Annotated in this window: 12 protein-coding genes; 10 read left to right on the forward strand and 2 right to left on the reverse strand. The window is 69.8% G+C overall.

Annotation, left to right across the window (positions count from 1 at the left end):
* Positions 1–113: 113 nt before the first annotated feature.
* The 5 genes from AC27VN_RS18110 (at position 114) to AC27VN_RS18130 (ending at position 5,719) form a co-directional block, all read left to right on the forward strand.
* Positions 114–1,247 (forward strand): class I SAM-dependent methyltransferase, encoded by a 1,134-nt coding sequence (locus AC27VN_RS18110; protein ID WP_490877409.1) that lies wholly within the window; start codon positions 114–116, stop codon positions 1,245–1,247.
* Positions 1,248–1,958: 711 nt separating this feature from the next.
* Positions 1,959–2,840, forward strand: a complete 882-nt coding sequence (locus AC27VN_RS18115; protein WP_093353526.1) for a TauD/TfdA dioxygenase family protein — start codon at positions 1,959–1,961, stop codon at positions 2,838–2,840.
* 100 nt (positions 2,841–2,940) lie between these two features.
* The gene (locus AC27VN_RS18120; protein ID WP_208509445.1) at positions 2,941–3,951 is read left to right on the forward strand and encodes an ABC transporter substrate-binding protein; all 1,011 of its coding nucleotides are present in this window, start codon (positions 2,941–2,943) and stop codon (positions 3,949–3,951) included.
* Positions 3,951–4,853, forward strand: coding sequence for an ABC transporter ATP-binding protein (locus AC27VN_RS18125; protein ID WP_490877410.1), 903 nt, complete (start codon positions 3,951–3,953; stop codon positions 4,851–4,853). The genes AC27VN_RS18120 and AC27VN_RS18125 overlap by 1 nt, the downstream gene beginning before the upstream one ends.
* On the forward strand, positions 4,850–5,719 hold the full coding sequence (locus AC27VN_RS18130) for an ABC transporter permease (RefSeq protein WP_203204453.1): 870 nt from the start codon (positions 4,850–4,852) through the stop codon (positions 5,717–5,719). Before AC27VN_RS18125 ends, AC27VN_RS18130 begins: the two co-directional genes overlap by 4 nt.
* 10 nt (positions 5,720–5,729) lie before the next feature.
* On the opposite strand, the gene AC27VN_RS18135 is transcribed toward AC27VN_RS18130, so the two are convergent.
* A complete protein-coding gene (locus tag AC27VN_RS18135; protein ID WP_490877411.1) occupies positions 5,730–6,128 on the reverse strand; it encodes a DUF5329 family protein in 399 nt (132 codons plus the stop codon).
* 154 nt (positions 6,129–6,282) lie between these two features.
* Between AC27VN_RS18135 and hisN the strand changes: the two genes are divergently transcribed.
* The 4 genes from hisN to AC27VN_RS18155 all read left to right on the forward strand — a co-directional run bounded on the left by hisN (position 6,283) and on the right by AC27VN_RS18155 (position 10,531).
* Positions 6,283–7,059 carry a histidinol-phosphatase gene (gene hisN, locus AC27VN_RS18140; protein WP_490877412.1) on the forward strand — a complete coding sequence of 259 codons (777 nt, stop codon included), beginning with the start codon at positions 6,283–6,285 and terminating at the stop codon, positions 7,057–7,059.
* A gap of 9 nt (positions 7,060–7,068) precedes the next feature.
* Positions 7,069–7,263: a DUF2905 domain-containing protein gene (locus AC27VN_RS18145; protein WP_019654592.1), complete on the forward strand. Its 195-nt coding sequence runs from the start codon at positions 7,069–7,071 to the stop codon at positions 7,261–7,263.
* A gap of 39 nt (positions 7,264–7,302) precedes the next feature.
* On the forward strand, positions 7,303–8,229 hold the full coding sequence (locus AC27VN_RS18150) for an ROK family protein (RefSeq protein WP_490877413.1): 927 nt from the start codon (positions 7,303–7,305) through the stop codon (positions 8,227–8,229).
* A 166-nt stretch (positions 8,230–8,395) separates the two neighbouring features.
* Entirely contained in the window at positions 8,396–10,531 is a 2,136-nt protein-coding gene (locus AC27VN_RS18155; protein ID WP_490877414.1) for a hypothetical protein, read from the forward strand.
* Between the two features lie 12 nt (positions 10,532–10,543).
* Here the strand turns inward: AC27VN_RS18155 and AC27VN_RS18160 are convergent, their stop codons facing one another.
* Positions 10,544–12,001: an aminotransferase-like domain-containing protein gene (locus tag AC27VN_RS18160; protein ID WP_093353708.1), complete on the reverse strand. Its 1,458-nt coding sequence runs from the start codon at positions 11,999–12,001 to the stop codon at positions 10,544–10,546.
* Between the two features lie 197 nt (positions 12,002–12,198).
* On the opposite strand from AC27VN_RS18160, the gene AC27VN_RS18165 reads away from it, so the two are divergent.
* Positions 12,199–12,416: hypothetical protein (locus AC27VN_RS18165; protein WP_490877415.1), on the forward strand; the 218-nt coding region annotated here is incomplete at its 3' end.

Here is a 12,416-nt window from a genome sequence, read left to right on the forward strand (position 1 = left end):
GCGATCTCGCGCCCCAGCCGCTTGCCCGCGCCCGTGACGAGGACGGTGCGGCGCTCGGGGGCCGGGGCGGTGGAGGAGGGCGCGGCGCTCATGCGGAAGGTGGGGGCTGGAGGATGCGAGGAGAATCGGTGCCCGTGACGACACAGACCCACAGCAGTTTACCCATCGCCCTCGACACCCTGATCGCCCGTGCCGTCGAGCGCGCCGGCGGCTGGATCGGCTTCGACCGTTTCATGGCGCTCGCGCTCTATGCGCCGGGGCTCGGCTACTACGCCAACAGCCTCGCCAAGTTCGGCCAGATGCCCGAATCGGGCAGCGACTTCGTGACCGCGCCCGAGCTCACCCCGCTGTTCGGCCGCGCGCTGGCCGCGCAGCTGGCCGAGGCGCTCGAGAAGACCGGCACCGCCACGGTGTGGGAGTTCGGCGCCGGCTCGGGTGCGCTCGCCGCCCAGTTGCTCGACGCGCTCGATGCGCTGGGCCGCAGCGACGTGAACTACCGCATCGTCGACCTCTCGGGCACCCTGCGCGCGCGCCAGCAGCAGGCGCTGGCGCGCTTCGGCGACCGCGTCGAATGGCGGCTCGAGCTGCCCGCGGCGATGCAGGGCGTGGTGGTCGGCAACGAGGTGCTCGACGCGATGCCGGTGCAACTGCTCGCGCGCCATGGCGGGCGCTGGTTCGAGCGCGGCGTGGTGCGCAATGCGGCCGGCGACGGCTGGGCCTGGGCCGACCGCGAGACCGAGCTGCGGCCGCCGGTCGAGGTGCCGGGCGAGCACGACTACCTGACCGAGATCCATCCCCAGGCCAAGGCCTTCGTCGCGACCCTGGCGGACCGGCTCGAGCGCGGGGCGGCCTTTTTGATCGACTACGGCTTTCCCGAGAGCGAGTACTACCACCCGCAGCGGCACATGGGGACGGTGATGTGCCATCGGGCGCATCGGGCGGATGGGGATCCGCTGTCGGACGTGGGGCTGAAGGACATCACTGCTCACGTTGACTTCACGGGGGTGGCGTTGGCTGGGCAGGAGGCGGGGCTTGCCGTGTTGGGGTATGCGAGTCAGGCGCGGTTTCTGCTGAACTGCGGGCTGGTTTCGTTGATGGAGACGGCTTCCGTGGGGGAGAGGGCGATGGGGGCTCGGCTGGTGCATGAGCATGAGATGGGGGAGCTGTTCAAGGTGGTGGGGTTTGCTGTTGGTGACGGGTGGGAGGCGCTTGGGTTTGTTGAAGGGGATCGGAGTCATACGCTCTGATCTTTTTTGAAGGCGCGCTTTTTGTTTAGGCCGTTGGCCGGGTCTCGCCCCGGCGGGCGAGTCACTTTCTTTTGCTTCGCCAAAAGAAAGTAACCAAAGAAAAGGCGACCCACTGTCTGCGACCCTCCGCTTCGCTACGGGCAACCTGCGGTGCTCGCGTTTCGCGGGGTCTCGCAGAACTCGCTTCGCTCAAACAGCTGCGAGCCCTTATCCGCGAAACGCTGCGCTCCTCGGCGCAGCCAGAGGGGGAGGTCGGGCCATCGCTGCGCTCGGCCCCGGATACCCAACGCGCCGTCGCTTCGCTCGGCCCAGGTAGAAGAAGACCCAGGGCCTTCGCACTCACACACCCCACACAAGGACGCGCCATGGCGCGTTGACCCTGATCCCCTCTGGCTGTGCCGAGGAGCGCAGGGGAAAGCGGGATAAGGGCCGCAGCTGTCTGAGCGAAGCGAGTTCTGCGGACCCCCGCTTTCTCCGAGCACCGCAGGTTGCCCGTAGCGAAGCGGAGGGACACAGACAGCGGGGTCGCCTTTTCTTTGCCTACTTTCTTTTGGCGAAGCAAAAGAAAGTAGGTCGCCCGCCGGGGCGAGACCCGGCCGACAGCCTAAGCAGAGAAACAGAGAGGGAAAAACCAAAACCACCCAGAGCAGTCATAAGCATTCAACGAAGAGTTCGTTGCCCAACCCCCCATCCCCGCCTACATTGCGGCACATGAGCCAAGTCCTCGTCCCCGAGCGCACCCAATCCTTCGAGATCCGCCCCTTCCCCGCCCCCGTAGGCGCCGAAGTCATCGGCCTCGACATCGCGCGCCCCATCCCGGAAGAAGACTTCGCCCGCATCCATCGCGCCCACCTCGACCACCACGTCCTGGTCTTCCGCAACCAGCAGATCACCCCCCAGCAGCACATCGACTTCAGCCGCCGCTTCGGCCCGCTCGAGATCCACGTCCTGCACCAGTTCCAGCTCAAGAACCATCCCGAGATCCTCATCGTCTCCAACATCAAGGAGAACGGCGAGCCCATCGGCCTCGGCGACGCGGGCGTCTACTGGCATTCCGACATCTCCTACAAGCCCAAGCCCAGCCTCGGCTCCCTGCTGCACGCGCAGGAACTGCCGAGCGAGGGCGGCGACACGCTGTTCGCCGACCAGCACCTGGCCTGGGAAGCGCTGCCGAGCGACCTGCAGCAGCGCATCCTGCCGCTCAAGGCCGAGCACAGCTACCTCGCCAAGTACGAGGAACTGCGCGCCAAGAACCCGTGGCGGCCCAAGCTCTCGCAGGCGCAGATCGACCAGGTCGCGCCCGCGGTGCAGCCGGTGGTGCGCACGCATCCCGAGACCGGGCGCAAGGCGCTCTTCGTCAGCGAGCACTTCACCACCCGCATCGTCGGCCTGCCCAAGGAAGAAAGCGATGAACTCCTGTCCGAGCTGTTCGCGCACAGCGTGAAGCCCGAATTCGTCTACCGCCACCAGTGGGCGCCCCATGACCTCGTGTTCTGGGACAACCGCTCGCTGATGCACCTGGCGGCGGGCACGCCCGACCACCTGCGCCGCCGGCTCAACCGCACCACCATCGTGGGCGACGAGCCCCGATAGACCGACCACCTCCGCAGACGAACGTCCTCGACGGACCGGCGACGCCGGGTCCGCGCGGAGCGCTGCACCCCGAATTTCTTCCCTTGGAGTCCTTCCCGCCATGAACCGCTTCACCCGCCAGGCCGCATCCCTCGTCGCCGGCCTCGGCCTCCTGGCCGGCAGCCTCGCCGCGCACGCCGAAGGCCAGATCCGCATCGCCGAGCAGTTCGGCATCGTCTACCTGCTGCTCAACGTGGCGCAGGACCAGAAGCTGATCGAGAAGCACGCGAAGGCCGCGGGCGTCGACGCCAAGGTCGAATGGGTCAAGCTCTCGGGCGGCTCGGCGGTCAACGACGCGCTGCTGTCGGGCAACATCGAGATCGCCGGTGCCGGCGTCGGCCCGCTGCTCACGCTGTGGGACCGCACCAAGGGCAAGCAGAACGTCAAGGGCGTGGCCTCGCTGGGCAACTTCCCCTACTACCTGGTGAGCAACAACCCGAACGTGAAGACCATCGCCGACTTCACGGACAAGGACCGCATCGCGCTGCCCGCGGTCGGCGTGTCGGTGCAGTCGCGCGTGCTGCAGTTCGCCTCGGCCAAGCTCTGGGGCGACAAGGAGTTCAACAAGCTCGACAAGATCAGCGTGGCGCTGCCGCATCCCGACGCGGCCGCGGCCATCATCAAGGGCGGCACCGAGATCACGGCCCACTTCGGCAACCCGCCGTTCCAGGAGCAGGAGCTCGCGGGCAACCCCGCGGCGCACATCGTGCTGAACTCCTACCAGGTGCTGGGCGGCCCCTCGTCGGCCACGGTGCTCTACGCCACCGAGAAATTCCGCAACGAGAACCCGAAGACCTACAAGGCCTTCATCGACGCGCTCGACGAGGCCGCGAAGTTCGTCAGTGCCAATCCCGAGAAGGCGGCCGACATCTACCTCAAGGTCAGCAACGCCAAGCTCGACCGCGAGCTGCTGCTGAAGATCATCAGGAACCCCGAGGTGCAGTTCAAGACCACGCCGCAGAACACCTACGCGCTGGCCGACTTCATGCACCGCGTGGGCGCGATCAAGAACAAGCCGGCCTCGGTGAAGGACTACTTCTTCGACGACGCGCACAACGCCTCGGGCAACTGATGAGCACGGCGGCGGTGCTGGATTCGCGGGCCGATGCCCTGGCCCACCGGCAGCGGGTGGCGCCCGCGGCCGGGTCCTCCTTCCCGGGGCTGGCACGCGACGAGGCGCGCGCGCAGGAGGCCGCGGCGCCGCTGCTGCAGGTCGATGGCGTCAGCCTCGAGTACCGCACGCCCGAGCGCGTGGTGCGCGCCACGCACCGCGTGAGCTTCGACGTGCACCAGGCCGACCGCTTCGTGCTGCTCGGCCCCTCGGGCTGCGGCAAGTCGACCCTGCTGAAATCGGTCGCGGGCTTCATCGCGCCGGTCGAGGGCGAGATCCGGCTGGCCGGCGAGCGCGTGCTGCGCCCCGGGCCCGACCGCATCGTGGTGTTCCAGGAGTTCGACCAGCTGCCGCCGTGGAAGACGGTCAAGCAGAACGTCATGTTCCCGCTGCTGGCCTCGCGCACGCTGGGCCGCAAGGAAGCGGCCGAGCGCGCGCTGCACTACCTCGACAAGGTGGGTCTCTCGAAGTTCGCCGACGTGCATCCGCACCAGCTCTCGGGCGGCATGAAGCAGCGCGTGGCGATCGCGCGTGCGCTCGCGATGCAGCCGCGCGTGCTGCTGATGGACGAGCCCTTCGCCGCGCTCGACGCGCTCACGCGCCGGCGCATGCAGCAGGAGCTGCTGGCGCTGTGGGACGAGGTGCGCTTCACGCTGCTGTTCGTCACCCATTCGATCGAGGAGGCGCTGGTGGTGGGCAACCGCATCGCGCTGCTGTCGCCGCATCCCGGGCGCATGCGCGCCGAGATCAACAGCCACGGCTTCACGCTCGACAGCCTCGGCGGCACCGAGTTCCAGCAGACCGCGAAACGCATCCACGACATGCTGTTCGACGAAGCACACGACACCGAGGCCGGCCGATGAGCGCGATCCTTCCCCCCGTGCGCCCCGAGTACGAGCGCACGCTCGAACCCTTCACCGAGCTGCCGGTCGAGCGCCGGCTGCCGCTGGGCGCGCGCCTGGCCTCGCAGGCCTGGCTGCGCAAGGGGCTGATCCTGGTCGCGATCGCGCTGCTGTGGGAGCTGGCGGCGCGCTGGCAGGACAACGACCTGCTGCTGCCCACCTTCAGCGCCACCGCGCGCGCGCTGGTCGAGGGCCTGGCCAGCGGCGAGCTGCTCGAGAAGGTGCGCATCTCGCTCGCGGTGCTGGTGCAGGGCTACCTCGCGGGCGTGGCGCTGGCCTTCGCGCTGACCACGCTCGCGGTGTCCACGCGCATCGGCCGCGACCTGCTGGACACGCTGACCTCGATGTTCAATCCGCTGCCCGCGATCGCGCTGCTGCCGCTGGCGCTGCTGTGGTTCGGCCTGGGCCGGGGCAGCCTGGTGTTCGTGCTGATCCACTCGGTGCTGTGGCCGCTGGCGCTCAACACCTATGCGGGCTTCCAGGGCGTGCCCGAGACCCTGCGCATGGCCGGGCGCAACTACGGCCTCACGGGCCTGCGCTACGTGCTGCAGATCCTGGTGCCGGCCGCGCTGCCGTCGATCCTCTCGGGGCTCAAGATCGGCTGGGCCTTCGCCTGGCGCACGCTGATCGCGGCCGAGCTGGTGTTCGGCGCTTCCTCGGGCAAGGGCGGGCTGGGCTGGTACATCTTCCAGAACCGCAACGAGCTCTACACCGACCGCGTGTTCGCGGGCCTGGTCATGGTGGTGCTGATCGGGCTGCTGGTCGAAAGCCTGGGCTTCAAGACGCTCGAGCGCCTGACGGTGCGCAAGTGGGGCCAGCAGCGCTGACCGGCCGGGCTCAGCCGGCCTTGGCGCCCTTCTTCGCCTCCTCGCGCAGGCTGCGCAGCTCGGCGCGCAGGAACTCGCCCGACTCCTTGATCGCGCCGCCGCCGAGCTTCACGCGGTAGGCCTGGCCGGTCATCTCCGAGCGCGTGGCGCAGCGCTCGATGAAGTCCTCGGCGGTCACGATCTCCTTGCGGAAATGCTCGTACTTGGCCTGCATGTGCTTGGCGGCCTCGGTGGCGTTGTACTCGCTGCCGTTGCGCAGGAAGGTCATCGAGCCCATCTTCGCCACGCGCTGGATCAGCGTGTCGATCAGCCGGTGCTCCGATTCCGACGGCGTGGCGTGGGCGAAGGCGGCGGCGGTGCCGAGCAGGGCCGCGAGCAGGGCGCGGCGCAGGGGCTGGAAGCTGGTCATGTCGTCTCCGCTTGGCAATTTTCGGGCCATGCTAGGACGGCGGGTCGCGCCGGTCAAACCCCGGGCCGATCCAAGTTCGGCCTGGACCTCGGCGCAAGGTCGGGTCTAATCCGGGGTTCGCGGCGCCCTGCCGCTTTGCCCGCAGTCCTTTGCCATGAGCACTTCCAACGCCGATCTCCCGAGCCTCGCGCAGGCGCTGGCCGACGCCGCCGCCGCCCAGTCGATGCGCCATTTCCGCACCCCGCTGGACATCATCACCAAGGCCGACGAGAGCCCGGTCACGCTGGCCGACCGCGCGGCCGAGACCGCCATGCGCGAGCTGCTCGCGCAGCGCGCGCCGGCCGACGGCATCTACGGCGAGGAGCACGGCGCCGAGCGCCTGGAGGCCGAGCGCGTCTGGGTGCTCGACCCGATCGACGGCACCCGCAGCTTCATCACCGGCTCGCCGCTGTGGGGCACGCTGATCGGCGTGCTGAAGGGCGAGCGCGTGGTGTTCGGCATGGTCGACATGCCGGTGCTGAAGGAGCGCTGGATCGGCCAGGCCGGCGTGGGCGCCACGCGCGACGGCCAGCCGGTGCATGCGAGCGCCTGCGGCGAGGTCGCCAAGGCGCGCATCGTCACCACCTCGCCCGACATCTTCGCGCCCGCCGACTGGCAGGCCTTCGACCGGCTGAGCCGCCAGTGCGCGATGCGCCGCTTCGGCGGCGACTGCTACGGTTATGCCCAGCTCGCGGGCGGCACCATCGACCTGGTGGTCGAGACCGGCCTGCAGCCCTACGACTATCTCGGCCCGGCCGGCCTGATCGAGGCCGCGGGTGGCGTGATCACCGACTGGGAAGGCCGGCCGCTGGGGCTGAAGTCCGATGGCCGCGTGATCGCGGCGGCCACACCCGAACTTCACCGACAAGCACTGGCCGTGCTCCAGGGCTAGACTGGTTTCATGCTTCGCTGGCTGATCGTCGTCGTCCTGGCGCTGGTGCTCATGAGCGGCCTGACCGCCTGGCTGCGCCGCTTCGGCTTCGGACGACTGCCCGGCGATTTCGAGTTCCGCGCCTTCGGCCGCGAATGGCAGCTGCCGATCGCGAGCACGGTGGTGCTCAGCATGATCGCGGCACTGGTGGCGCGGCTGCTGTAGCTCCGGCAACGCCGGATTTCACGAAAGAAGACAACCGCAATGAGAGCCTGCGTCGACATCGGTGGTACCAAGGTGGCCGTGAGCCTTTCCGCTTCGAGCGATGCACCGCTGATCGGCCGGCGCAGCGAACCCACCGCGAAGACCGGCGACAACGACGCGGTGGCGACGCAGATCCTGCGCATGATCGATGCCGTCTGCGCCGAGCAGAACGTCGACCCCGCGAGCATCGAGCGCGTGGGCGTGTCCTCGACCGGCCCCTTCGAACTGCGCGACGGCAAGGTCGAGCTCGCCACGCCCAACATCTGCGGCGGCATCGCCGGCCCGGCGCGCGGCCTGCCCAACGACTGGATGACGGCGGTGGTCGAGGCGCCGCTCGCGCAGCGCTACGGCTGGGTGCGGGTCGAGAACGACGCCGTGGCCGCGCTCGAGGCCGAGCGCCACTGGGGCGCGCTGCAGGGCTTCGACCATTGCGCCTACGTCACCTGGAGCACCGGCGTGGGCGTGGGCCTGTGCGTGGACGGCCGCGCGCTGCGCGGCAAGAACGGCAACGCGGGCCATGCGGGCCACAGCTTCGTGGCCGACGACGGCAGTGGCGCGCTCTGCGGCTGCGGCAACATCGGCGACGTCGAAGCGCTGGTGGCCGGCAACTCCATCGACCGCCGCTTCGGCCGGCCCGCGCCCGACCTGTTCGCCGCCGCCTCGGCCGGCGAGCGGCATGCGCTCGAGGTGGTCGACGCGCTGTGCCGCGTCATGGGCCGCCTGCTCTACAACCTGGTCGCCACGCTCGACCTGCAGCGCATCAGCCTCGGCGGCAGCGTGTTCCTGCACCACAGCGACTTCCTGCTGCCGCGGCTGCAGGCGCAGATCGACGGCCGGCTGCTGCCGCTGACGCGCGGCGTCGAGCTGGTGCGCGCGGGCCTGGGCGACAAGATCGGCGACTACGCGGCGCTCGCGCTGCTCGACTGAGCGCCGCCGGCACCGGGCCGGACCCGCACCGGCCCCGCGCGATGAATTCGCGCCATCACCCCGCTTCTCATTCATTTCGATGATGCGCGCCCGCGCGCGGGCCAGAACACTCGAGCCGAGGGGGTTCATGGAGAACCTTCGTTGACGCAAAAAAAGGAGTGTTCCCATGACTGGTTCCAAGAGGGTGTTCTCGCGTTCGGGCATGTCGCTGGCGAGCGTCGCGGCGTTGCTGGCGCTGGCGGCATGCGGGGGTGGAGGCGGCGGTGGCGGTGGTGGCTTTCCCTTCGTCGGCGTCGCGCCGCCGCCACCGGCGCCCGCACCGCCGGCCGCGCAGAAGCTCGAGGTCAAGGTGGTCGACGGCGTGCTGCGCAATGCCAACGTCTTCCTCGACAAGAACAACAACGGCCTGCTCGACAGCGGCGAGCCCAGCGGCAGGACCGACACGGCGGGCAAGGTCACGCTCGAGATCGATGCCGCGGACGCCGGCAAGTACCCGGTCGTCGCGCTGGTGGGCACCGACGCCGTCGATGCCGAGCTCGGGCCGGTGAAGACCGCCTACGTGCTCAAGGCACCGGCCGACAAGCCGGGCCTCGTGAGCCCGCTGACCACGCTCGTGCACTACCTGGGCACCGGCGCGGGCGCCACCTCCGCCGAGGCCGAAGCCAACCTGCGCGCGCAGCTCGGCCTGGGCGGCAGCCTGTTCGACGACTACACCGCCAACGGCGATTTGCTCTCGGCCACCACGGCCGCGACGCTGGTCGCGTTCTCGCAGGCGATCTCCCGCACGCTGGCCGACAGCATCGGCACCGCCGACATCAGCGGCGGCACCATCTCGGCCGGCGACATCTCGCTCGAGACGCAGCGCATGCTGCTCGACAAGCTGACCTCGGTGCGCAACCTCGTGAACCAGGAGTTCTCGCGCGCCAGTTGCGCGGGCGGTGTCGGCACCAAGCCGTGCCAGGACCTGATGGCGGGCCAGTCGACCTACTACGCGACCAACGCCCAGGAGAACCAGCTGCGCCCGGCCAACATCGGCGTGGCCGTGGGCCTCACCAAGCTGGCCGCCGGGCCGTCCGTGGGCGCCGGCGAGGCCATCGCGGCGACCGGCATCCTCGACTGGTTCACCATCTCCGACAGCAACAACTGGAGCCGCCGCCTGCTGGTCTCGACCGTCGCGGAGAACACGCCGGTGGACGGGCTGACGCACTTTCGCGACCAGCGCGAGCGCAGCGTGGCCGGCACGGTCACGCGCTGGGCCTCGGGCGGCGATCCGGCGCGGGTCGGCGACCTGCACTGGAACGGCCGCAGCTGGCTCGCGTGCGCGGACTCGAAGAACACGACCACCGTGCGCGACGCCGCCGGGCGCAACATCTCGGACTACTGCGACGGCCTGAGCGTGAGCCGCTCGCGCCGCATCGATGTCGACATCTCGGGCCAGAAGCTGGCCGACGTGGTGAACCGCATCAAGTCCTCCCCGTACACCAGCAACGGCCCCTATGGATCGCGCTATGCCAACTGGGGCCCGCAGGCCAGCGCGGCGGCGATCAGCGCCGACCTCGGCAGCGCCACCTTCCCGGCCGGCTCCCGGCTGCGCCTGCAAGGCAGCATGGACCTCGCCACCGCGATCGCCTACGACGTGCGCGACAACGCGAAGGTCCAGCTCTATCCGGCGGACATCGCGCAGGGCGGCGACAGCACCCGGGGCAGCGTGGCCTGCGCGGCGAACCCGCTGCCGGCCACCGCGCGCGTCGCGACCCTCGAGACGCTGATCCAGCGCAGCCCCGGCGTGCCCTGCGTCTTCGGCGTGGGCACCCTCGACGGCGACAACGGCAGCTTCCAGAGCGGACCGAAGAACGAATGGTGGGGGGCCACCTCGGTCGACCTCGGCACGGTCGGCGGCGCGCCGCTGGGCACCGCGGCCACCATCACCGGCTACTACACCGGCAACTACCTGATGCGCGCGAGCTTCGCGGGCGGCAGCAGCAACGCCGTGACCTTCCTGCAGTGCCAGCAGCGCGTGATCAACGGCTCGCCGCGCAACTGCATCGCGGTCGGTACGGGCAGCTACAAGATCGAGATCCTGGGCGATGCGCGCGTGCTGAGCTTCAGCCCGGTGGGCGACTTCGCGCTGTTCATCGACTACGAGCGCGTCTTCATCGAACGCGGCGGCGAGGTGTCGTTCGGCTACAAGTCGAAGGCGGTCGGCAAGCAGCAGCTGCGGCTGAACCTCGCGGCCTCGAACGCGCTGTTCGCGGCCTATGCCGCGAAGGGTGCCACGGGGCTGACGCCGATCGCGCCCTGAGCACGCTGCGGTTCAGGCGGCCCGGCGCGCCGCGGCGCAGCACTGCGCCGCGAGCTCGCCGAGCCGCTTCAACCCCGCATCGATGGCCGGCGAATAGGGCCAGCCGCAGTTGATGCGCAGGTAGTGGTCGAAGCGGCCCGAGTTCGAGAACATGGCGCCGGGCGCGATCTGGATGCGCTCGGCCAGCGCCGCCTCGAACAGGGCGTTGGCGCCGATGCGCTCGGGCAGCTCCAGCCACAGCTGCAGCCCGCCGCGCGGCAGGTTGAGCCGGGTGCCGGCGGGGAAGTAGTTCGCGATCGCCTCGGCCGTCTGCTCGCGCTGGCGGCCCAGGTGCTCGCGCAGCCGGCGCAGGTGGCGGTCGTAGCTGCCCGTGCCCATGAATTCGCCGGCCGCGAGCTGGGCCAGGTCCTCGTTGTTGCGGGTCTGGGCGTACTTGAGCATCTCCACGCGCGCATGCCAGCGCCCGGCCGTGATCCAGCCCAGGCGCAGGCCGGGTGCGAGGATCTTGTGCAGCGAGGCGCAGTAGATGACGTTGCCCGTGCGGTCCCAGGACTTGAGCGCGCGCAGCGGGGTCTCGCTGTCGACCAGTTCGCTGTAGGAGTCATCCTCGATCACCGGGATGCCGTGGCGCTCGCACAGCTGCGCGAGCCGCTGCTTGTGCGCGTCGGGCATCACGCTGCCCAGCGGGTTCTGCAGGTGCGGCACCACGGCCACGGCCTTCACGTTGTCGTAGGCCTGCAGCGCGAGCTCGAGCGCCTCGATCGAGATGCCGGTCTGCGGGCTGGTCGGGATCTCGAGCGCGCGCAGGCCCAGGCTCTCGAGCACCTGCAGCAGGCCGTAGAAGGTGGGCGACTCCACGGCCACCGTGTCGCCGGGCTGCGTGACCGCGCGCAGCGCGAGGTTCAGCGCCTCGATGCAGCCGTTGGTGACCAGCACCTCGTCGGGCGGGATCGTCATGCCGATGCGCAGGCTGCGCTGGGCCAGCACGGCGCGGAACTGCGCATTGCCCTTCTGCGGCGTGGCCGAGGTCAGCAGTTCGGGCTTGTGGCGCAGCGCGCGCGTCATCGCGTTGCGCAGCGCCTCGGCCGGATAGAGCTGCGGCGCGCCGCGCGCGATCGCGAAGTTCAGCGTGTCGCCGGCCGTGCGGCCGCGCACCACGAAGTCGGACACGCGCGCATGGATGCCCACGTACTGCGCCGGATCGGGCGGCAGCACGGTCAGCGGCTCCTCCATCGGCGCGATCGCGAGCCGGCGCGGCCGGCGCACGAAGTAGCCCGAGCGGTCGCGTGCCTCGACCCAGCCGTCGCTCTCCATGGCGCGACACAGTTGCAGTGCGGTCGACAGGCTGATGGCGTGCAGCCGCATCAGGCTGCGCAGGGAGGGCAGGCGGTCGCCCTGCTTGAGCGAGCCGGTGTGGATCGCGTCCACGTAGCGCGCCGCCAGTTGCCGATAGAGCGGTAGCGAGTCCATGGCGTCGATGCTCGCGCGATCGTTCATTGGAAAACAGATGCAGTTGCGAGGGAAAACGACCATAACAGATGGCTGCCGGCCCTGGCTGTTCCGGTGCGAATCGCGCCGGCGTGTGCCTGTTTTACGGGCCGGGGAATTTCTACGATCGAAGCGCGCCCAGCCCTTCCTTCACCGACTTCCGAACCCGAGGTACCGCCATGATCACCACCCTCTCGCAAGCCCCCGATGCCGTCTTCCTCGAAGCCGGCGATTCCTTCCGCACGGCGGTGGACGCCGGCACCTGGCTGCAGGTGGCCGAGGGCCGCGTGCGGGTGTCGGCGCCGCCGCGCTGGATCGGCGAGGCCGTGTGGACCGCACATACGGTGCTCGGCGAGGGCGAGACGCATGGCGTGGAGCACGGCGGCTGGATCGAGCT

The sequence above is a fragment of the Variovorax sp. 20P10.2.4 genome (assembly GCF_058244205.1).